Source organism: Brucella sp. MAB-22, from assembly GCF_025908475.1.
Taxonomy (GTDB): Bacteria; Pseudomonadota; Alphaproteobacteria; order Rhizobiales; family Rhizobiaceae; genus Brucella; species Brucella anthropi.
This window is the reverse complement of record NZ_CP109782.1, coordinates 2,263,161-2,285,674: the sequence shown is the minus strand read 5'-3', so window position 1 is coordinate 2,285,674 and position 22,514 is coordinate 2,263,161. Positions and strand designations below refer to the sequence as shown.

Genomic DNA, 22,514 nt, shown 5'->3' with positions numbered 1-22,514 from the left:
ATAGCGGGCTGAAGGGGTTCTGCGTATGCGACTTCCACTATCTCTAGTTTTGTTTGCCGGTGTGCTGATGACTGCGCTGGGCATGACATCCATAGAGGCTCGTGCGGATTTCCGCGTATGCAATGCAACCCAGAACCTGGTTGGTGTGTCCATCGGCTACAGAGCCAAAACCGGCTGGGTGACCGAAGGCTGGTGGCATATCGACGGATCAAGCTGCAAAACCCTCATCGAGGGGCCGCTGACATCGCGCTATTATTACCTCTATGCCGAAGACGCTCAGGGCGGCGGACGCTGGGAGGGCAAGGTCAATATGTGCGTGGCCGAGAAAGAATTCCGTATTACTGGCGTCCAGGATTGCTTCGCGCGCGGTTTCCAGCGCAACGGCTTCCAGGAATACGACACCGGGGAACAATCGAGCTGGATGGTTCAGCTCACCGATGAAACGCCGACAGCAAATCCCACCGTTACAGGAACGAATAGTCAATGAAGCGCAACCGCAAGGTCAAGATTCTCGCCACGCTAGGTCCGGCGTCGGGTGAAGAAGCCGTCATCCGCAAGCTGTTTGAGGCAGGCGCGGATGTGTTCCGCATCAATATGAGTCATGCCGACCATGACCTGATGCGCACCCTCGTCAAGCGCATCCGTAATGTGGAAAAGGAACTGGGCCGTCCTATCGGCATTCTGGCCGACCTTCAGGGCCCGAAGTTGCGCGTTGGCAAGTTCAAGGACGGTAAGGTCGATCTCGTTCCCGGCCAGACCTTCACCCTCGACAACAATGAAGCGCCTGGCGACGAACATCGCGTCTATCTTCCGCATCCGGAAATTCTTGAAGCTGTTGAACCGGGGCATCGCCTGCTGATCGATGACGGCAAGCTGCATCTGGTTGCCGAGGCAAGCGACGGCAAGTCGATCCGCTGCAAGGTGATTTCCGGAACGCGTATTTCGGACCGCAAGGGCGTCAGCTTGCCGGACACGACGCTCGGCGTCGGTGCGCTGACGGAAAAGGACCGTAAGGATCTCGATGCCGTCCTGAAGGAAGAAATTGACTGGGTTGCGCTTTCCTTCATCCAGCGTCCGGAAGATCTGGCCGAGGTACGCAAGGTTTCGCGCGGCAAGGTCGGCCTGATGTCGAAGATCGAAAAGCCGCAAGCCGTGACGCGTCTCGATGAAATCATCGAGCTTTCGGACGCATTGATGGTTGCGCGCGGTGATCTTGGCGTTGAAGTGCCACTTGAAAGCGTTCCAGGCATTCAGAAGCAGATTACCCGCAAGGCGCGCCGCGCTGGCAAACCGGTCGTCGTCGCTACCCAGATGCTGGAATCGATGATTACGGCTCCGGTCCCAACCCGTGCAGAGGTGTCCGACGTTGCAACCGCTGTGTTCGAAGGCGCCGATGCGATCATGTTGTCGGCGGAATCGGCTTCGGGCCAGTATCCGGTCGAAGCCGTTGCCACCATGAACCGCATTGCCGAACAGGTTGAAAAGGAACCGACCTATTCGACCATCATCGATGCGCAGCGTGCTGCACCAGAACCAACGGGTGCCGACGCGATCTCGCTTGCTGCACGCCAGATCGCAGAGACGTTGAAGCTTTCGGCCATCGTCACCTACACCGCTTCCGGCACGACCGGCCTGCGCGCCGCTCGCGAGCGTCCGCGCACGCCGATCATCGCCCTGTCGCCGGTCGTCGATACTGCGCGCAAGCTGTCGCTCGTCTGGGGCCTGCATTGCGTGGTGACAGCCGATGCGCATGATTTGGAAGATATGGTCAACCATGCCTGCGAAATTGTCTTCCATGAAGAATTCGGCAAGGCTGGCGACCGCGTCATCATTACCGCGGGTGTCCCATTCGGCACGCCGGGCGCGACCAACATGCTGCGCATCGCCTATATTGGACCAGACGGAAAGTCAGGCATTTAAACTGAAAATATGCCAGCCGTGACGGCCGGCAAATGGCGTTGTTTTGCGCTTCCGGTGTTCATGTACCCAACAGTACATTCCGCTCCGGTTCTCAAACTCCACCAGTTTGGTCGCTAAAGCGCCCATCTTCGATTCCGGCTCGCCACAGCCGAAATCTCATCCAGTTATGGCGGACGGCATCTAAAGAAACGCGCTCCTTTGGAGCGCGTTTTTTGTTTTGGTCTTGCCGAATTTTGAGAATGTTTTGTGGGGAGGCAGAAGCCGTTCTAAGAGCCTGAATCAAAAAGCGATACAGGCGACTTCTGGAACAGGCTCTAAGTCCGCGTATCCGTCAGTTCGTCGGCCAAATCGTTGAAGTTCTTCTGTGCGTCGCGCATCATCGGATAGACGATGAGAGCCTGCTCATAGGCTTTTAGCGCCTGTTCCTTGAGGCCGCGCAGGCGCAAGATGGCCGCCATGCCGGTCAGGGCGCCATAATGGCGCGGTTCCAGCTCCAGGGTACGATTGATATCGTACATGGCGTGGGCGTAGTCTTTTTGCAGAAAATAGACCGTAGCGCGGCGGTTCCAGGCCTCCGCATATTCCGGGTCGAGCGCGATCGCTTCATTCAGGAAGTCGATTGCCGAGGGATAACGCCGCTCGAGCATCGCCGCATTGGCCCATTGCATCAGAAGATCGACTGTTGCGCTGCCTGACTGCGACCACAGCGTATTGATCTGTGAAGCAATGCGCCGCGCCTTGGCTTCGTCCGTCGTGCGGCGAAGATCGGCAAAGAGCTTGTCGAGACGCTCTTCAGGCGTCTGGGTTGCCGCTGGTGCGGGCTTTTCGGGGGCAGGTTTCTGTTCGCTGTCGGGACCGGTTTGAACGGGTGTCAGAGGTGCGGTGAGCGGTATTTTGCCGGGTGCCACTTCGGCATAAGCCAAAGGCATCGTCGTACCAAGCGACGCGAGTACAGAAAAAGAAACCAGACATGCAAAAACGTTCCGCATGCGCATAGATTTTACCATGCGCAGCGAAACGTCAAATGCAAAATCAGAAATAAGATTAGCCCTGACGAGCCTTGTAGCGCGGGGCGGTCTTATTGATGATGTAAACGCGGCCCTTGCGGCGGACCAGCTGGCAGTCACGATGACGGCCCTTGAGCGCTTTAAGCGAGTTCTTGATCTTCATGTCAATCACCGGTCTTGTTGGCCCGTTGACGTGCAGATGCCGCGGGGCTTCATAAAAACAGGCGCTCGAGGCGCCAATTGATTACAGGCACTGTTAGATGCCCGAAGGGTTGGCCGAAATACACAAGGTTTCAGGCAAATGTCAACTCCTGAGCCGCAGATTCAGGGCACTGGAGCTGAAATTCTTGGCAGGTGGCAAAGATTCATCGGGAATCGACGGGATTCCCGATGAACATTATTTCCCGCGGGGGTGAATGCGCGTCACATGGCCCATTTTGCGGCCCGGACGTGCTTCCTTTTTACCGTAAAGATGCAGCACGGCATCCTTTTCAGAGAGAATCGCTGGCACCTTCTCGACATCGTCGCCGATCAGGTTTTCCATCACGCAATCCGAATGCCGGTCGGTGTTACCCAAAGGCAGACCGGCGATGGCACGGATATGCTGTTCGAATTGCGAAATGTTACAGGCCGCTTCCGTCCAGTGGCCCGAATTATGGACACGCGGGGCGAATTCGTTTGCCAGTAGCGTGCCATCCTTCAGGACGAAGAACTCAAGTCCCAGCACGCCAACATAATCAAGCGCGTTCAGAAGCTTTGCAGCGGCCTTGCGAGCCGCTTCGGCCGTGTTTTCGGAAACGGCAGCCGGTACGGTCGAAGTCGCAAGGATGCCGTCCTTGTGAACGTTTTCGGCAATATCGAAGATTGCGACATTGCCGGAGCGGTCACGTGCTGCGATCACCGAAACTTCGCGCTCGAAATCGACGAAGCCTTCGAGGATGGCCGGGGCACGATTGATCGCGAGAATCGCCTTGTGAGCTTCGGACTCGTCGAGTGATGTCAGGCGGACCTGTCCCTTGCCGTCATAACCAAGACGCCGCGTCTTCAGGATGCCGCGCTCGCCAAGTGCGCCCAGAGCTGCAATCAGGGTTTCTTCATCGTCCACAAGACGCCAGGGTGCCGTCTCGATGTCGCTGGAGTTGAGGAACTGCTTTTCTGTAAAGCGATCCTGCGAGACTTCAAGCGCTGCCGGGGGAGGAAAGACCAGAGCGGTTTCGGCCAGCCTGTCGGCAGCGCTGACCGGCACGTTCTCGAACTCGTAGGTAATGACGTCAGACGCTGCTGCAAGTTCTGCAAGCGCTTTCGGATCGTCATAGGCGGCAATGATCTGGCGATTGGCAACCTGTGCTGCCGGGCAATCGGCCTGTGGCTCCAGGATTACCGTTTCAAAACCGAGATGTGCTGCGGCCATGGCAAGCATTCTGCCGAGCTGACCGCCGCCGATGATGCCGATGGTTGCACCGGGCCTGAGTACAGAATTGAGTGCGGAGTTGTTCATATCAGGCCTCGTTTGAAGGGCGCTCAGCCACGCTTTCCGTTTGCGCAGTGCGCCATTCATCGAGGCGGGCTGCAAGCGCCTCATCGTAAAGCGCCAGAACGGCGGCGGCGAGAAGGGCGGCGTTGACCGCACCGGCGCGACCGATGGCGAGCGTGCCGACGGGAATGCCAGCTGGCATCTGCACGATGGAGAGGAGCGAATCCTGACCCGAAAGCGCCTTGGACTGGACCGGAACGCCGAAGACAGGCAGCGGTGTCATGGCTGCAGCCATGCCGGGCAGGTGAGCCGCGCCGCCCGCGCCTGCGATAACGACCTTGAACCCTTCCGCCTTGGCACCTTTGGCAAAGGCAACGAGCCGGTCAGGCGTGCGATGCGCGGAAACGATCCGGGCATCGAAGGAAATGCCGAGTGCTTCCAGTGTGTCCGCTGCATGGCGCATGGTTTCCCAGTCGGACTGGCTTCCCATGATGATGGCGACATCGGCAGTAACGCTCATTGATCTTCCTGCTCCGCTTCTTTCGTGCATGTTTCGGGTGATATCAAAATGATAAAGCCGGGCGAACCCCGGCTCTATCATCGATCATTATGGACATTCAGGCGATGATGTCGGGGATCACCCGATCTTCCATCTCCTGCAGCTTGTCCTTGATTGCGAGTTTTTTCTTCTTCATGCGCTGGACGCGCAATTGGTCGCAGCCAACCGCTATCATGGCGTTTATGGCAGCATCGAAATCCGCGTGTTCCTGTTTCAGTCGTGCGACGGCCAATCTGATTTCGGCCTGTTCCTGATCGGACATGCGGTGCCCCGTTCTGTTGAATAGTTTTACGGGCCGCGCCAAACCATAAAAGGTGCGGCGTCAGCCCGTTTCCGGCGAAGCCCTTATCACATTTTTCGCGTCAGGAAAATGCTACCACGACAAAATCGACTTTGCACCAAACTCATGCCAAACTGTCATGGTTCTGTCATGGACGGCGGCTGTCGAAGGCGACAAGCAATACCGCATCCAAGGCAGCCGGGACTGCGTGTTTGGCCCGGAATACAGGAGGTGTGCCGGGCGTTCATGCAGGTTGAATGACGGGATAGCGGGTAAACGGACAAACGAGGTCTGCGCTGTTCCGTAAACTAGGGAAATCAACCAAAGGAGATCTGATGATGGCTATCGAGTCCCATCTTGCCACGCTCGAAAAAAAGCACGGCGCTCTGGAGCAGGAAATTTCCGAAGCCATAGCGTCACCGGCAATGGACGACCTGCACGTTGCATCTCTCAAGCGCAAGAAGCTTATGCTCAAGGACCAGATCGAAAAACTGAGATCCCAGGTAACACGTCACTAACAGGGAAGCCGCGCTTAGATCGCGGTTTGATAAGGCGTCTCAAGCCATCGACATTGGAGACCGAACGGCTCTGACGAGCTGGTATTTCTTTGTCGTGAACGCAGTTTGCATTCCCAAGCGAAGATGCCAAAATTCAGTATTGGCGGCTGTGACACAGCCGCCGAACATATTGATTCAACTATTTAACCGGCTCTATTTATCGACGGTCATTTTCAGCGCCCGTCACCCTTCCGTCTCAGCTCTTGGATCGAGGTTCAGCGCTTCCGGTGTTGCCCCACGTTCGGAAGGCATGCTCTTGAACTGGTCTTTCTCTTCTTTCGGGACGGATGCACGCTTGCGTGAACGGAACAACGCATAGCCGGTGATGGAAATATGCGCGAGCATGGTGATGGCGAAGAGGCCGGACGGCCAGAAAATATCCATGGCCGCTGCTGCCAGCAGTGGCCCGAGCATCGTGCCGAAGCCGTAAAGCAGCAGAAGCCCGCTCGATACTTTCACAAAGCTTTCCGATGTCGCATGATCGTTGGCGTGGGCGACGGCAACGGGATAGAGTGCATAGGCAAGTGCGCCATAGCATCCGGTCATCGTAATGATGACCGGGCCGCTGGATGGAGCGACGAGGAAGGCTATGAGGCCAACCAGTGCCGCCAGCGCCGCAACGCTTGCCAGAACGAAACGCCGGTCGACCAGATCGGAAATGCGTCCGATCGGAATCTGCATCAAGGCACCAGCTGCAATGGTGACACTGACCATCAAGGCGATTTCGGTGGTCGAAATGCCGGACTTCGCACCGAAGACAGCTCCGAGCGTACCCCAGGCGCCATTGGCGATGCCGATCAGGATGCAACCTACGAAAGCTGCAGGTGAGTTATTGTAGAGCGCCTTGAGATCAAGCTGCACTTCCGTCAGTGGCTTGGGGCTGACGGCTGTGGAGATCGCGGTCGGGATGAGAGCCAGGCAGAAGAATATGCCGCTTATCATGAACAGATGATCGGAGCGTACGTCGCCTGCCGCTACCAACATCTGGCCGGACATGGTGGCTCCGTAGTTGACCATCATATACATGCCGAAAATCTTGCCGCGCGATTCGTTGGTCGCACGCTCATTCAACCAGCTTTCAATGACCATGAAGGCGCCAGCCATCGAAAAGCCGGTGAAGGCGCGCAGGATCACCCAAATCGTGGCATCTACGAAGATGCCGGAAAGCAGAGCGATAACCGCAGCCGATGCGGCAAAGCAACCGAATGCCCGCACATGACCGACACGGCGCACAAGGCGCGGTGCAAACAGACAGCCGGCAACGAATCCGCCTGCCCAGGTCGTGCCGAGCATGCCGAGCGATGCCACTGAGAAACCTTCCACACCGCCGCGCAGCGGCAATAGAAGACCGTGAAGTCCCGAAGCTATGAGAAGGAAGGCTGTGCCGCAGAGAAGGGCCAGAACCTGAATGTAAATGCGCAAAACTCTATTCCCGAAGTCTGAAGCCGAACTGTCAGTGCTGAGGCTGATGAGCGATCGCTGCGATCAATGATTGTTGTTCCTAAAGCGCGTCGCTCGGAAATGGTTCCGGTTGCTTTGCTCCGGTATCCATTTCCGTTGACGACCCCATTCCTATCGAAACAATGCTTCTGCCGCAGCGCGGCTATCGCCCTTCTTGAGGCGTTCTGTCTTCAATCGCTCTATTTCGGATTGCAGCAGGGCTATGCGCTGGTCGATCTCGATGACCGAAAGCAGCGATAGCTCCTCTTCGCTTAGCGCCACGCTGTTGCGGGGCTTTACCACATCCTCATCGAAACCGCTCATAGCCGTCCTCCGTGGTCAATGATGGCTCAGAAAAGATTTAACACCTTGAATCGTCGCATATATATTTGAGAAAATCGATGACGATTTCCCTAACGTGACGTCTTGCGTCCGCCGTGCGGCATTTCTGCGACGATGCGTAGGGCCAGAAATCTGAATGGAGTTTTGAATATGATGGCCGACTTGCCTTCCCAGATGACTGCTATCGAAATCTCCGAACCGGGCGGAGCCCATATGCTTCGACCTGTTCAGCGCTCGGTGCCTGAACCCAAGGAAGGTGAAATTCTGGTGCGGGTACGCGCCGCCGGGGTTAACCGACCGGACGTCCTGCAGCGACAGGGACAATATGCGCCGCCACCCGGCGCATCGGATATTCCGGGACTGGAGATTGCCGGTGACATTGTTGCCGTGGGCAGCGACGTCAAGCGGTTCAAGACCGGCGATCAGGTGGTCGCACTGCTGGCGGGCGGCGGCTATGCTGAATATGCCGTCGCGCATGAAACCAACGCACTGCCCTTGCCTGCCGGCTATGGCTACATCGAAGCGGCGGCGATCCCTGAAACTTTCTTCACCGTCTGGCACAATGTGTTCGAGCGCGGCGGGCTGAGGAAGGGCGAGGTTTTTCTGGTTCACGGCGGCTCGTCCGGTATCGGCACGACGGCTATCCAGCTTGCAAAGGCATTTGGTGCGACCGTCATTGCAACGGCGGGCTCGAAAGAAAAATGCGAAGCGTGCCTGAAACTCGGAGCAGATCGCGCCGTCAATTACGGGCAAGAGGATTTTGTCGAGGTCGTAAAGGAAATGACCAGGGGCAAAGGCGCCAATGTGATTCTCGATATGGTCGGCGGCGATTATGTTGACCGCAATTACAAGGCTGCAGCCGAGGATGGCCGCATCGTGCAGATTGCTTTTCTCAACGGTGCGAAAGCCACGGCCAATTTCGCAATATTGATGAGCAAGCGTCTGACCCATACCGGCTCCACGCTGCGTCCGCGACCGGTTGACTTCAAGGCTGGCATTGCGCGGGAACTGGAGACAAAAGTCTGGCCGCTTCTGGCGCAACGACGCGTCGCGCCGGTGATGGACATGATCTTTTCGCTGAAAGATGCCTGGCGTGCGCATGAACGCATGGAGGAGGGCAGGCATATTGGCAAGATTGTGCTCGATATCGCTTAAGCTTCAGAGCCATTCTTGCTCTGGCGATAAAAAAACGATATATAGGCCGTGATTTCCCGGAAATTGTGGTTTTGCCCACGTCCCGCGCCACCGGAGCGGACGAACAGAAGGATTATATCTAATGGCCACCCAGCTTCTTATGCCGAAGGCAACGGCCGTTTGGCTTGTCGATAATACGGCTCTGTCTTTTGACCAGATCGCCGCTTTCTGCAAGCTGCATCCGCTGGAAGTGAAGGCTATTGCCGATGGTGAAGCTTCGCAGGGCATCAAGGGTCTGGACCCGGTCATCACGGGTCAGATTTCGCGTGAAGAGATCGCGAAGGGCGAAAAAGACCCATACTATCGCCTGAAGCTTTCTGAACCGAAGGTTCGCGTTCCGGAAGCCAAGCGCAAGGGCCCGCGTTACACGCCGCTTTCCAAGCGTCAGGATCGTCCGAATGCGATTCTCTGGCTGGTTCGCAATCACCCTGAGCTGAAAGATGCGCAGATTTCCCGCCTGATTGGTACGACCAAGTCGACCATCGAACAGATTCGCAATCGTTCGCACTGGAACTCGGCAAATCTGACGGCGATGGACCCGGTAACGCTTGGCCTTTGCTCGCAGATCGATCTCGACATCGAAGTCGAACGCGCCTCCCGCAATCGTCCGGCAACACCGGAATCGGATAGCACTTTGCTGCCAGCTTCCGCGACCGAGAATTTCGATTATCGTGACGAGCAGCCTGCAGAAGAAGAGCTCGATGCGGACAAGGTTTTCGCCAAGCTCTCTTCGCTCAAGAGCTCGACCCCGGATGAAGACGAAGAAGAGTAGTCGGGACGGGAAACCGTTTTACCGAGATGCAAAAAGCCCGGCTTCATAGCCGGGCTTTTTTGTTGAACCAAGCTGCTTTCTCACTTGCGGGAACAGGCGTCGTGGCAATCCAGTGCTTTCAGCACATCTGCATAGCAGTTGGCCACACTTTGAAGCGCTTCGGTCGAAAGCTTGTCGGCGGCGTAGAGCGCCAAGGGTTCCGTGTGGGCTGGCAGTGCTGGAATTTGCCACTCTATGCACCGGCGCGAACAGGTCAATCATCACGAACATTTTCTGCCGTCACTGCAATTATGAGCGGCGTTGCTCAGATCGCAATGCTTTCTTTTCGAGATATGCCCTGATCCCAAAATCTGCGCGATTTAAAAGAATATAATAATATACTTAGGCATTATATAAGTATAACTAAAATATAATAGAGCTTATACGTCTTGTTAAGGCATTGACTGCTAGCATACTTTGATGAAATAACGGAATTATTTTAAAAATAGTGGCCTTGATTCCACCTTTTATTACGAGATGGAAAGTGATGTTTCACTATAATGTTGATTAGAGATGTCTTTTTTGCGCGTTGCAACGCGCTTTTGCCAAGGGGCCTTACGGCATGAACGACTGCTGCTTTGCTGGAAAATTCCACGACGAGAACACCCAGACCCGCGTTTCTCGGGAAGGTCGGAACGAGATGTCGATGCGCGGAATTGGGCACGAGTTTGGCCCATTTCTCCTGAGTGGAGTTAGTCAAACTCTGCTGCGCGGGGCATCTGCAGTCGCGTTATCCGTTGCGGTCGCATCGATCAGTTTGCCCGTTTCGCTTTATTTCGGGGTAATGATCGCGCATGCCGCTGACCTGCAGGGAAATGCGGGAGGGCAGACCGGAGGTAAGCCAAGCTATGGTGGTTCCGGCAATGGCACCGGCGGTTGGGGTGGTGGTGGACTTACGGCTGGGTCCTCGGCCGTAGACGGGCAGGGTGGGGAAGGGGCAATCTCTGGTCAGAGTAGTGGCGGCGGTAGTGGCGGTACCGTTGGTGCGACGACTGTTGGGACGGTTCCGCTCAACGTTATAGGTGGCGCCGGTGGCACGGCCACTACGGCATCCTTCGGCGGCGGTGGTGGTGGTTCCGGGCTGTTTCTTGGTGTGAGTATAGCTTCTGATCTTGCAAGCGGATCGACAATTAAAGGTGGAGACGGCGGGAACGGGACTGGAGGGGCTTTTTATGGTGTCGGCGGCAGTGGCGGCGGTGGAGGTGCGGGTACCATTCTCCGTGCTGGAACGCTGACGGTTGGGTCGGGCGCGACTATAACTGGCGGTTCCGGTGGAAAAGGCGGAGGGAGCGAGAATAATTCAAGCGCCTATGGCGCAGGCGGTGGTGCTGGTGGCGACGGCTTAGTCATTGATCAGAACGCGACCCTGACAAATTATGGCACCCTGACTGGTGGCACGGGCGGTGCCGGAGGCGTGAGTGGCTTGAGTACAGGGGGAAGGGGTTCGGACGGCGATGGTCTCCGTATGGGAGATGGGGCGCATGTGATCAATGCCGGTACGATTTCATACGGCGGAGCGGGTGTCGGCGCCAACGCTGTCGATATTGTCGGTAATGGCAACACTTTTGAAATCTGGAACGGTTCGACCATAACAGGAAATGTTGTGGTCAAGGCTGGCACAACAGGGAATGTATTCGTGCTGGGCGGTACGAATAACGGTACCTTTGATGCGACTACATTAGGCACGAAATATATCGGGTTTAACTCCTATGCGAAGGACGGTTCCGGCACCTGGACAATGACGGGTGCAATCGCGGGCACAAATGCCTGGGATATTCGCCAGGGAACCTTGGCGCTATCCGGCGCCGCCAGTCTGGAAAATGCATCTAACGTCACCATCGCTACAGGCGCGACACTCGATTTGGGCGGGGTTGCCTCAACGGCCAGCCTGAAGACGGTCTCGGGAGGCGGCACGATTGCGCTCGGCAGCAAGACGCTGAACTTTGCCGGAAACAACGACATGACTTTTGCGGGGAATGTCACTGGTGCAGTAAACTCGGTGCTGCAAAAGTCGGGAACAGGCAAGTTCGTTTTTACCGGAGACATTACTGCGGCCACGGTGAAAAACGATGCGGGTATTTTGCAGATTGGTGATGGTGGCACTACCGGTACGATTACCAGCGCAATCGTGAACGGTGGCTCATTGATCCTCAACCGTAAGGACACAACGACGCTTGGAGGCGTTGTGAGCGGTGGCGGTACGTTGCAGGCGAGCGGAGGTGGCACATTTATTCTGACGGCAGCCAACACTTATACCGGGGCTACCACGATTGACGCGAATACCACGCTTCAGATTGGTAACGGTGGCTTGCTCGGGTCGATCTCCACCTCAAGCGGCGTGACCAATAACGGGACCCTGGCATTCAATCGATCAGACGTGATAGCCTTCGATAATGTTGTCGGTGGCACAGGTGCGCTCACGCAGATGGGAGCAGGTACACTGACTCTTTCGGGAGTTAATACTTATACTGGCGGAACCAATTTTAACGCTGGTGTTATTTCGGTTGCAAATAATAGCAATCTTGGCGCCACCTCTGGCGGTCTGAATTTTAACGGCGGCACGCTGCGTCTTTCGTCTGCCTTCGATAATGCGCGCGCTGTGACGCTTGGTGTTGGCGGCGGCACGATCGAAACGGTCACTGGCGACAGCACTTTTTCAGGCGCAATCAGTGGCACCGGCAAGCTGACGAAGACGGGCGCGGGCACGATGATTCTGACCGGCGCTGACAGCGCGACGGGGTTGACAACGGTTACCGCAGGCGTGTTGCAGATCGGTGATGGCACCACAAAAGGTTCGATAGCAGGCAATATAGCCAACAGCGCCTCGGTGGTTTTTAATCGTTCCGACAGTCTGTCCTATGTTGGCGTGATCAGTGGCGGCGGTAGTCTCACCAAGTTGGGTGCCGGAACGCTGACGCTTACGGGCGACAGCACCTATACGGGCGCAACAACGATTTCCGTCGGAACCTTGCAAGTCGGCAATGGCGGTACGACTGGCTGGCTTGCCAGCAACGCGGTCACGAACAACGGTGCATTGAACTTTAACCGCAGCGACAACAAGACCTATTCCGGTAGCATCAGCGGTACTGGCTCGGTGGTCAAGAGTGGAACCGGTACGCTCATTCTCGACGGTACGAACAGCTATTCCGGCGGGACGACCATCAGCGGTGGCACACTGCAGGTCGCCAGCGATGCCAAGCTTGGTGCGACAACCGGCAACGTGACACTGGATGGCGGCACGCTCAGCCTTGCAGGTACGATCACGTCCGGGCGTGCATTCAGTATTACCAACAAGAACGGCACAATCGATACGGGCACTGATGCGGATACGCTCAGTGGTGTTGTAAGCGGCGCAGGCAAGTTGACCAAAACGGGTAGCGGAACGCTGGTTCTGACGGGCGCCAATACTTACAGTGGTGGCACGACAATTTCCGCAGGTACATTGCAGCTTGGTAGCGGGGCGGCTGCTGGATCGATTACGGGAAATGTTGTCAACAACGCAACACTGGCGTTCAACCGCAGTGACTCAAGTACATTCTCAGGGGTGGTCAGTGGTTCCGGTGTACTGAAACAAAGCGGCACTGGCACTACGATTCTGACTGGTGCAAATACCTATACCGGCGATACAGTGATTGAGCGTGGTGTGTTGCAGGTCGGTAACGGCACTGCTGCCGGTGCCATATCTGGTAGTGTCACCAATAGCGGCACTCTGGCGTTCAATCGTTCCGATTCCTACACGTACTCTGGCACAATCACCGGCACAGGTTCGTTGAAGCAAATTGGTACGGGCACGCTCATTCTGACGGGTGATAGCACCTATACTGGTCTTACGACGATTGACAGCGGTACGCTTCAGCTTGGCGCCGGCGGCACCAGCGGAAAACTCAACAGCGATATTGTAAACAATGCGGCGCTTATCGTGGACCGTTCGGACGATCTTTCTTATGACAAGAAGATCAGTGGCTCGGGTACATTTGAAAAACGCGGTGCGGGCAAGCTGACAGTCACCGGCAACAATGACTATGCAGGTACGACCACCATCTCGGCAGGTACGCTTCAGATCGGCAATGGCGGCGGCACTGGCTCTATCAATGGCGATATCGTCAACAACAGTAAATTGATTGTCGATCGCAGCAATAATATTGATTTCACCCATGTTCTCAGCGGCACTGGTACGCTGGAAAAGCAGGGCACGGGCAGCCTCACTGTAAGCGGAGACAACTCGGCCTTCTCCGGTGCCACGACGGTGAGCGCAGGGGGGCTTGTCGTCGACGGGAAGCTTGGTACTGGAACTGTTACGGTTGCGAGCGGTGCATCGCTTAGCGGTAATGGTAGTGAAGGTACTATCGGCGGCGATACGACGATCAACAGCGGTGGCATACTTATAGGAGCACAAGGTTCAACCCTTAACTTCGGAAGCAACCTGACGCTTGCTTCGGGAGGTGTGCTGAATGTGTCCTACGGTGCATTCGATGCCAGTGCGGGTACGCTGTTCAATGTTGGTGGCAATCTGAACTTAAACAACAATACAGTGAACATCAGTTCTCTCGGTGGTTTTGGCCCGGGTCAGTACAACCTGTTCCATTTTGGCGGAACGGTTTCTGGTACATTGCAAGTAGGCACTCTTCCACAAGGTGTAGTTGCTGGAGATATTGATCTCCATAGCGATGGCAATGATTTCTATCTCACAAATAGTCAAGGAATGGATCTCGGATATTGGGATGGTTCTGTAACCAGCGCGGGTTCATCACTGACGGGGGGCGACGGTACCTGGGACGCGGCGACAACAAACTGGACAGATGTAGATGGCGGTCTGCATGCAAGTTGGGTTGCTACTCAATATGCGATGTTTAGCGGCCAAGCCGGTACGGTTACGGTTAGCGGTCCGGTTACTACTGCAGGTATGAATTTTTATACTGATGGTTATATAATTAACGGGGATCCACTGACGCTAGCAAGTGGTTCTACAGATGCGCCTATCATACGTGTGGGTGATGCCGGATCGTCAGACTTCTCGGCTACCATTAACGCGGTACTATCCGGTACAGACGGTATGGAAAAAACCGATCTTGGTACCCTGATACTCACTGCAACCAATGATTACACGGGCCAGACCACCGTTCAGGCTGGTACGCTTCAGCTTGGGGACGGCGGAACGACCGGCAGCGTCACCGGCGGCATCACGTTGGGAAAATCAGATGAGGAATATATTCCAGTTCTGGCGATCGATCGTTCCGACAATTTCACGCTGGGCAACATAATTGATGGTCGCGGAACGCTGGTTCAGAAGGGCACTGGCGCGACGACGCTTGCCGGAGCCAATAGCTATAGTGGCGGCACGGATATTCTGGGCGGCAGCCTGATCGTTGCAGCCGACAATAATCTTGGCAATGTTGCAGGCGTCGTCGATATCGATGGCGGTGCACTTCAGTTTGCTGCTGATCTGTCATCGACGCGAGGTTATTCGATTGGCGCCTCTGGCGGTACCATCGATACAGGCACTTACAACGATACGATTACAGGTGTCATTGATGGCACCGGGCAATTCAACAAGTCGGGCACGGGAACGCTTGTTCTGGGCGGTGACAATACGTTCACCGGCAATTTGCATGTGAATGCTGGCACCTTGCAGATCAGCGATAATAGCAATCTGGGAAATCCCGATAGTCATTTGTATGTCAAGGATGCGACGTTGCAGTTTGGTGATGATTTCATCATGACGCATGATCTGACGCTTGACGGCACCGGGGCAACAATTGATACGAATGGACATGACAATTCGATTTCAGGCGTGATCGACGGAGGTAACCTTACCAAGACAGGTTCCGGCACACTTACCCTGACCGGCATCAACACCTATACCGGCGATACCGAAATTGATGGCGGTACGCTGGCGGTTTTTGAAGATGCGAACTTTGGCCAGGATGTCAGCAACAGCATTATCATCGGTGATGCGACCCTGCGTCTGGATGAAAGTTTTGATACCACGCGTGGCATCAAACTCACCAATGCCAATAGCACGATTGATGTTTTTGATGATGGCGTCAACACACTCACCGGCAAGCTGACCGGAACCGGTGCGTTGAACAAGGCTGGAACGGGTACCCTGGTTCTTAGCGGAACAAATGACTATCAAGGTGGAACCGATATCAAGGCGGGTATCCTGCAGATTTCGGACGATACCAATCTTGGTATAGCTACGGGAGCCGTCACGATTGACGGTGAAGCCGAACTGCAGTTCAGCCAGGGCGTGACGAGCGCCAGAGGCATTACGCTGGGAACGACGGGTTCCACTATTGATACCATGGCGGGTACCAGCACACTGAGCGGTGTCGTCGGTGGTGGTGAATTGCACAAGTCCGGCGTGGGTACACTCGTTCTTGCAGGGACCAATACCTACAAAGGCACGTTCCTTGACGGCGGTATCGTTCAGATCAGCAAAGATGAAAATCTTGGTGCAACCAGCGGTGCGGTCACTTTCAACGGTGGAACACTACAGTTGTCCGCTGATGTCACGACTGCAAGAGCCATGACAATCAACGATGCGGGAGGTCTGATCGACACCCAGGGCAATACGGGCACACTTGGTGGTATTCTCTCCGGCACTGGCGAATTGACGAAAGACGGCACTGGAACACTGGTTTTGACAAATGCCGGCAATTCCTACAGCGGCAATACCTTCATCAAGGAGGGTACGCTTCGTCTCAGCGGTGCTGGCTGGATAACAGGTGATGTGACCAATGATGGTACTCTCGAATTTAGCAGCAGTGCAGATCAGGAGTTTACCGGGGTCATTTCCGGAACGGGGTCGGTCGTTCAATCGGGAGCGGGTACCACCATCACCCTTTCCGGTCAAAACGCCTATAGTGGCGGCACCTCGATCACGGCTGGAACACTTGCTATCAGCGAAGACGACAATCTGGGCACCGGTGCGCTAAGTATCGCCAACGGTGCGACCCTTAAGCTGACAAATTCTTTTGCGTTCAGCCACGCTGTTACTCTCAATGGTGGTGGTGTTGTCGACACCGGAACGAACAGCAACACGCTTGCTGCTGTTGTATCCGGTACCGGTGGTCTGACGAAGACAGGTAGCGGCTTGCTTACGCTGTCGGGGACCAACACCTATGCTGGCGGCACGACGATCAACGGCGGTATTCTGCAGATCAGTGCCGATGCCAATCTTGGCGAGGCGAGTGGTTCCGTCACCATGGCTGGTGGCACCACGCTTGAGTTGGCAAATGGCGTTACAATGGACCGCACCTTCACGCTGAACGGGGATGCGACGATCCAGACTGATGAGGGAACATCGACGATCAGCAAGGTGATCAGCGGCGATGGCGGCCTCACGAAGACGGGTGAAGGCACGCTGGTATTTGACGGCGTCAACACCTATAAGGGCAATACATCTATAAATGACGGTGTGCTGCAGGTTGGCAGCGATGACAATCTGGGCGATGCATCGAGCAAACTCTCCTTCAATGGTGGCGAGCTTCAGATCACTGGCAGCGGTTTCAAGTCGGATCGCGATGTTACCCTCCAGGCCGGGGGTGGCACAATCGACACCTTGCTGACCAGTCCAGAGCTGTCGGGCGATATTACCGGTACGGGCGGACTGACTAAAATTGGCCTAGGCAAGCTTACGTTTTCGGGAACCAATACCTATAGTGGCGGAACGTCCATTGAGCAGGGAACATTGCAGATCGGCAGCGATGACGGTCTGAGTGGTACTATTGCTGGCAATATCGAGAACAATGGCACTCTGATCTTCAACCGGGACACACTGACCTATGGAGGTGATATCGCCGGAAGCGGAAAACTGGAGCAGACTGGTGCAGGCACGACGATTCTGACAGGTTCTGCGGTTATCGACGGCGGTACGACCATCGATAGTGGTGGAAAGTTACAGATCGGTGATGGAACGAATAATGGTTCTCTCGCAGGCGATGTGTTGAACGATGGCACGCTCGCTTTTGATGCTGCTGCAGATACCAACATTAATTTTGATGATGTCTTAAGCGGTAGCGGCATTCTGGAGCAGAACGGGCAGGGATCGTCGACGTTCACGGCTGATAGCAGTGCCTTCGAAGGAACAACGAATGTCACCGCAGGAAGTCTCTATGTGAATGGCACCCTTGGCAGCGCAGCATCATCAATGAGTGTGGCAGCCGGTGGAACCCTTGGTGGTAGCGGCACAATCGGAGGCAATACCACGGTTGCCGGAATGCTGAAGGGCCAGGATGGCGCGACACTGACCTTCGGTGGTAGCCTGACTATGCAGGCAGGCAGCACGATACAGGTTGCTTACGGAGCTCCGAACAGCACAGGTCTGTTTAATGTTCAAGGTGCGCTGAGCTTCCAAGGCAGTACCGTGAATATTCAGGATTTTGGCGGTTTCGGCCCCGGAGCCTATCGCCTGTTTGATTATCAGGGCACAGCTACCGGAACCGATCCCGCAAACTTGAAGATAGGTACCGTACCGGGCGGCCAATCATCTGATGCCTATATTGTCTATGATGATGTTAACAAGCAAATAAACATTATGAACTCTGCTGGTGTTGTTCTGAATACCTGGAAGGGTGGCGACGGCACTTGGAACCAGACTGATCCGAGCTGGCATGACTCAAACGATCTAGGCATTACAGGTCTCTGGAACAACTATGAGTTTGCTCTCTTTAACGGGCCGGCTGGAACAGTAGCCGTTGATACGGGTATTCAAGCGTCCGGTATGGCGTTCCAAGCGGACGGATATAGTCTGACCGGTAACAATCCCATCACACTGGCTCATGACCCAAACACTCCCTCAACTGATAAACCCATCATTCGTGTAGGGGATACAACCGATGCCGGGAAGGCCATGACGGCCACGATCGCAGCGCCGATTGCTGGTACGGAAGGCCTGCAGAAAACCGATTATGGCACTCTGGTTCTAACAGGTGCCAACACCTATACTGGTGGAACGGATGTTCTGCAGGGTTCGCTTGAACTCGGCGACGGCGGCACGATCAATGAAGCTGATGGAATTTCCGTCGATGCCCAAGGGCCGCAGATAGCAACATTCGCTATTAACAAAACTGGAACATTTACCTTCGGTGGCGTGATCTCAGGGGCCGGTCAGTTTGCGCAGAAGGGTACCGGCGAAACGATCCTCACTGGGAACAACACTTACAGCGGCGGCACATCGATCACGGCCGGAACGCTTTCAGTAAGCAACGAGAACAACCTCGGCAATGTTAGCGGTCAGGTTAGTATTGACGGTGGGACTCTCAAATACAGTCAAGGCTTTGCCAGTGCCCGCGCCTTTGCTCTCGGAGCAGGCAACGGTACGATCGAAACGGATGACACGGTCAATGACACGATTGTTGACGGCGTTGTCTCAGGTAATGGCGGCCTGACGAAGAGCGGAGCTGGAACACTGGTTCTGGCCAAGGACAACACTTATGTTGGCGATACAACAATAGCTGGCGGCACGCTCCAGCTTGGTAATGGCGGGACAACCGGAAAAATCCTGGGCAATGTCAATACCGGCGCGGATGCTAACAACAAAGGCACGCTTGTCTTCGACATGTCGAGCAATCCGAATTTTTCGGGAACGATCAGCGGTTTTGGCAGTGTTGAACAGTCCGGCAGTGACACGCTGACATTGAAAGGTACCAACACCTATAGCGGTGGCACCACAATCAACAGCGGAACGCTGGCGGTTTCGGCTGATGCCAATATGGGTAATACAAGCGGTTCCCTGACAATCAAGAATGGCACGTTGCAGAATACCGCGCAGTTCACGATGGACCGTGATGTGGTTGTTGGCGATGCCGGAGCGACATTCCAGAACGATGCCGACCTGACATTGGCTGGCAATATGACCGGAACCACGGATTGGTCGAAGGATGGAAGCGGCAAGCTGATCATCAACGGTGACGCAAGTGCCGCTACCGGGACCGCGTCTGTCAACAACGGCTATCTGCAGGTCGACAATGAACTGGGCGGCAATGTAAATCTCGTCAACAGCACAGCCGGAGTTGGCGGTGCTGGCAAGATCGACGGCAATGTCGATGTGGCAAGCGGAACTCTCTACGGTAAAGGCGGGCAGACGCTGACTATCGGAGGTGATCTGACCCTCGCCGCTAATAGCACAACCAGCGTCCAGTGGGGCAGCGTGTCCCAGCAGGCTGCTTTCCATGTGGATGGCAGTCTGACGATGGATGGTACCCTCAATGTGGTCGATACTGGCGGTTTCGGTCCAGGGACCTACAAACTGTTCACCTATGATGGCACACTGACGGATGATGGCCTTTCGTTCGGTATCGTACCGGGAGGACAGGCGGCGAAGGACCGTATGTCGGTCGTGACCGCCTATACTGGCTCAGTCTATATCGTGAACACCTATGGCGCAAAGGTTCAGTACTGGAACGGGGAAGGGACTATCGCCGATATCGAGAATAACAAGATTGTCGGAGGTGATGGCACCTGGAGCGCGACCAATAAAAACTGGTCCGACGATAAGGCCAGTGTGCTTGCGTCTTTCGATGATGGCTCATTCGCTTTCTTCGGTGGCAAAAAGGGTAATGTCACTGTCGATGACGCTGCTGGACAGGTTAATGCGGCCGGCATGCGCTTCGTTGTCGATGGTTATGTGATCAATGGCGGCTCTCTTAACCTTACGAGCACGACAGGAGCGCCTATCGTGGCGGTCGGTGACGGAACCGTCGATGGTGCCGCGATGACTGCAACCATCGGCTCTGTGCTCACCGGCAACCAGGGTCTCGATAAAACCGAACTCGGTAAACTGATCCTTACCGGACAGAACACCTATACCGGCGGAACAACCGTCAGCAACGGTGTGCTCCAGCTTGGTGACGGAACCAACTCGGGTGACATAAAAGGTGACGTGACAGTTGCCAATGATGTTAACGGAGAGGGAACGTTGTCCTTCAAGCAGGGGAGTGACTACAATTTCGCCGGAAATATTGCCGGCGGTGGCAAGGTCACTCAGGACGGTGCGAATACAATTCTGACGTTGAGCGGAAACAACAGCTTCAGCGGCGGGCTGACGGTCAACAGCGGTACCGTAAAGGCGGGCAGTGACAATGCTTTCGGCACCGGTGTCCTGACTGTCGGGGATAATGGCAAAGTAGATCTCGGAAGTACCAGCAACACGGTTGGCGGTCTCAGTGGGGCCGGAACGGTCAACATTGGCTCAGGAACCTTCACCGTCAATGAAGCTGCGGACTCGACCTATAGCGGCGTATTGTCCGGCACTGGCAGCTTCACCAAATCCGGTGCGGCTGACCTGACGCTCACTGGTTCCAACCAGTATACCGGTGCAACGCTTGTCAAGCAGGGGACGCTGGCTCAGGGAAGCCAGGGTGCATTCAGTTCGGCATCGGCCTATACGACGACGCGGAACGGGACGCTGGATCTTGGGGGGTATGACACGACTGTGGCCTCCCTCGACAACGGTGGCACTGTTACTCTGAGTGACATGACAGCCGGAACCACTTTGACGGTAGCTGGTAACTACACCGGCTCCAATGGCACCCTCGTCATCAATACGGTGCTTGGTGACGATAACTCCAAGACCGACAGATTGAAGGTTGCCGGTGACACCTCAGGCACTACCAATCTGCAAGTGGTCAATCGTGGTGGGCTTGGTGGCCAGACCGTCAACGGTATCGAAGTTGTCGATGTTGCCGGGCAGTCCAATGGTACCTTCTCGCTTGTCAGCGATTACACAACCAAGGATAACAAGAAGGCTATCTGGGCTGGCGCCTATGCCTATACACTGCAGCAAGGATCGGGCAGCGGTAACAAGGATGGTAACTGGTATCTCGTGAGCCGTTACGGTGATACGGAACCAAACAACCCAGACAACAATGGTCCCCGTTATGGCGCTGGCGTGCCGGTCTATCAGGGGTACGGCCAGAACATGCAGGCCTTGAACAAGTTGCCGACCTTGCAGGAACGTGTGGGCAACCGGTACTGGACGGGCGAGAATGGCGACGGCCAGACGAACGGCGCCATGGTCGACGGAAATGGCATCTGGGCGCGTATCGAAGGAGCGCATAACCGGCTTGAACCGCAAAGCGTCACCGGCATGAAGCAGGACATCAATACCTTCATCATGCAGGCAGGCGTTGACGGTCAGTTCTACGAGGATGACAACGGAAAACTGGTTGCTGGCATCACCGGGCAGTACGGTACGGCCCATGGCAATACCAGCTCGTTCTTCGGTGACGGCTATACCGACACGCGTGCCTGGAGCCTTGGTGCAACAGCGACCTGGTATGGCAACAATGGCTTCTATGTAGACACGCAGGGCCAGCTTACCTGGTTCGATAATGACCTGTCTTCCGATGACATGAATTCGGCACTAGCTACCGGCGCGAAGGCCTTCGGTTATGCCATGAGTGTGGAAGCAGGCCAGCGTGTCGCCATCGATGATCATTGGTCGCTGACGCCGCAGGCGCAGCTGATGTGGTCGTCGCTGGATGCGGACGCTTTCCAGGACATTATGGGTAACCGGGTTGGTCTCGACAATTCCAACAGCCTGACGGCGCGTCTTGGCCTTGCTGCAAACTACCGCAACGACTGGACGGGTGAAGACGGCCTCATGGTCAACACTTCGGTCTATGGTGTCGCCAATCTTTACCAGTCCTTCCTTGGCGGAATGCGGATCAACGTGGCCGGTGTTGATATCGACACCGACAACGACAAGACTTGGGCAGGCATCGGTGCCGGTGGCACCTATGCCTGGGCGGACCAGAAATACGCCGTCTATGGTGAGGGCTCGATCAACACCTCACTCAATCACTTCGCTGACAGCTATGCTCTTAAGGCAACCGTCGGCTTCAAGTTGAAGTGGTAAGACCCAGGCCTGGGCTATGAGCTCTGCAATCTGAGGCTCCCGAAACTCCAATGGAGGACCGGGAGCCT

13 protein-coding genes are annotated in these 22,514 nt (G+C 55.5%); 6 read left to right on the top strand and 7 right to left on the bottom strand.

Annotated elements, in window-relative coordinates; translation table 11 throughout:
* The first annotated feature begins 25 nt into the window (after positions 1–25).
* Positions 26–487: a DUF1036 domain-containing protein gene (locus OHI65_RS20600; RefSeq protein WP_010661425.1), complete on the top strand. Its 462-nt coding sequence runs from the start codon at positions 26–28 to the stop codon at positions 485–487.
* Positions 484–1,920 carry a pyruvate kinase gene (pyk, locus tag OHI65_RS20595; RefSeq protein WP_012091305.1) on the top strand — a complete coding sequence of 479 codons (1,437 nt, stop codon included), beginning with the start codon at positions 484–486 and terminating at the stop codon, positions 1,918–1,920. Before OHI65_RS20600 ends, pyk begins: the two co-directional genes overlap by 4 nt.
* Before the next feature lie 314 nt (positions 1,921–2,234).
* On the opposite strand, the gene OHI65_RS20590 is transcribed toward pyk, so the two are convergent.
* The 5 genes from OHI65_RS20590 to OHI65_RS20570 form a co-directional block, all read right to left on the bottom strand.
* Positions 2,235–2,927: a tetratricopeptide repeat protein gene (locus tag OHI65_RS20590; RefSeq protein ID WP_012091306.1), complete on the bottom strand. Its 693-nt coding sequence runs from the start codon at positions 2,925–2,927 to the stop codon at positions 2,235–2,237.
* 37 nt (positions 2,928–2,964) lie between these two features.
* Entirely contained in the window at positions 2,965–3,090 is a 126-nt protein-coding gene (gene ykgO / locus OHI65_RS20585) for a type B 50S ribosomal protein L36 (protein ID WP_010661422.1), read from the bottom strand.
* Positions 3,091–3,324: 234 nt separating this feature from the next.
* Positions 3,325–4,425 carry a 5-(carboxyamino)imidazole ribonucleotide synthase gene (locus tag OHI65_RS20580; RefSeq protein ID WP_125300898.1) on the bottom strand — a complete coding sequence of 367 codons (1,101 nt, stop codon included), beginning with the start codon at positions 4,423–4,425 and terminating at the stop codon, positions 3,325–3,327.
* Position 4,426: 1 nt separating this feature from the next.
* Positions 4,427–4,921: a 5-(carboxyamino)imidazole ribonucleotide mutase gene (gene purE / locus OHI65_RS20575; protein WP_010661420.1), complete on the bottom strand. Its 495-nt coding sequence runs from the start codon at positions 4,919–4,921 to the stop codon at positions 4,427–4,429.
* Between the two features lie 97 nt (positions 4,922–5,018).
* Positions 5,019–5,222, bottom strand: a complete 204-nt coding sequence (locus OHI65_RS20570; RefSeq protein ID WP_006471281.1) for a YdcH family protein — start codon at positions 5,220–5,222, stop codon at positions 5,019–5,021.
* Positions 5,223–5,575: 353 nt separating this feature from the next.
* Here OHI65_RS20570 and OHI65_RS20565 point away from each other — a divergent pair, with 353 nt between their 5' ends.
* The gene (locus OHI65_RS20565; RefSeq protein WP_012091308.1) at positions 5,576–5,758 is read left to right on the top strand and encodes a YdcH family protein; all 183 of its coding nucleotides are present in this window, start codon (positions 5,576–5,578) and stop codon (positions 5,756–5,758) included.
* A 222-nt stretch (positions 5,759–5,980) separates the two neighbouring features.
* Here the strand turns inward: OHI65_RS20565 and OHI65_RS20560 are convergent, their stop codons facing one another.
* Complete coding sequence (locus OHI65_RS20560) at positions 5,981–7,219, bottom strand: MFS transporter (protein ID WP_012091309.1); 1,239 nt, start codon at positions 7,217–7,219, stop codon at positions 5,981–5,983.
* Between the two features lie 150 nt (positions 7,220–7,369).
* Positions 7,370–7,561, bottom strand: a complete 192-nt coding sequence (locus OHI65_RS20555) for a DUF1192 family protein (protein ID WP_010661417.1) — start codon at positions 7,559–7,561, stop codon at positions 7,370–7,372.
* Positions 7,562–7,729: 168 nt separating this feature from the next.
* On the opposite strand from OHI65_RS20555, the gene OHI65_RS20550 reads away from it, so the two are divergent.
* The 3 genes from OHI65_RS20550 to OHI65_RS20540 all read left to right on the top strand — a co-directional run bounded on the left by OHI65_RS20550 (position 7,730) and on the right by OHI65_RS20540 (position 22,446).
* On the top strand, positions 7,730–8,734 hold the full coding sequence (locus tag OHI65_RS20550; protein ID WP_125300899.1) for an NAD(P)H-quinone oxidoreductase: 1,005 nt from the start codon (positions 7,730–7,732) through the stop codon (positions 8,732–8,734).
* A 121-nt stretch (positions 8,735–8,855) separates the two neighbouring features.
* Positions 8,856–9,545 carry a DUF1013 domain-containing protein gene (locus tag OHI65_RS20545; RefSeq protein WP_012091312.1) on the top strand — a complete coding sequence of 230 codons (690 nt, stop codon included), beginning with the start codon at positions 8,856–8,858 and terminating at the stop codon, positions 9,543–9,545.
* Positions 9,546–10,146: 601 nt separating this feature from the next.
* Positions 10,147–22,446 carry an autotransporter-associated beta strand repeat-containing protein gene (locus tag OHI65_RS20540; RefSeq protein ID WP_125300900.1) on the top strand — a complete coding sequence of 4,100 codons (12,300 nt, stop codon included), beginning with the start codon at positions 10,147–10,149 and terminating at the stop codon, positions 22,444–22,446.
* Positions 22,447–22,514: the final 68 nt, after the last annotated feature.

Coding starts and splice junctions, on each gene's coding strand:
- OHI65_RS20590 (WP_012091306.1), bottom strand. CDS start 2,927: ATGGTAAAATCTATGCGCATGCGGAACGTTTTTGCATGTCTGGTTTCT.
- ykgO (WP_010661422.1), bottom strand. CDS start 3,090: ATGAAGATCAAGAACTCGCTTAAAGCGCTCAAGGGCCGTCATCGTGAC.
- OHI65_RS20555 (WP_010661417.1), bottom strand. CDS start 7,561: ATGAGCGGTTTCGATGAGGATGTGGTAAAGCCCCGCAACAGCGTGGCG.
- OHI65_RS20600 (WP_010661425.1), top strand. CDS start 26: ATGCGACTTCCACTATCTCTAGTTTTGTTTGCCGGTGTGCTGATGACT.
- OHI65_RS20550 (WP_125300899.1), top strand. CDS start 7,730: ATGATGGCCGACTTGCCTTCCCAGATGACTGCTATCGAAATCTCCGAA.
- OHI65_RS20565 (WP_012091308.1), top strand. CDS start 5,576: ATGATGGCTATCGAGTCCCATCTTGCCACGCTCGAAAAAAAGCACGGC.
- OHI65_RS20540 (WP_125300900.1), top strand. CDS start 10,147: ATGAACGACTGCTGCTTTGCTGGAAAATTCCACGACGAGAACACCCAG.
- OHI65_RS20570 (WP_006471281.1), bottom strand. CDS start 5,222: ATGTCCGATCAGGAACAGGCCGAAATCAGATTGGCCGTCGCACGACTG.
- OHI65_RS20580 (WP_125300898.1), bottom strand. CDS start 4,425: ATGAACAACTCCGCACTCAATTCTGTACTCAGGCCCGGTGCAACCATC.
- OHI65_RS20545 (WP_012091312.1), top strand. CDS start 8,856: ATGGCCACCCAGCTTCTTATGCCGAAGGCAACGGCCGTTTGGCTTGTC.
- purE (WP_010661420.1), bottom strand. CDS start 4,921: ATGAGCGTTACTGCCGATGTCGCCATCATCATGGGAAGCCAGTCCGAC.
- pyk (WP_012091305.1), top strand. CDS start 484: ATGAAGCGCAACCGCAAGGTCAAGATTCTCGCCACGCTAGGTCCGGCG.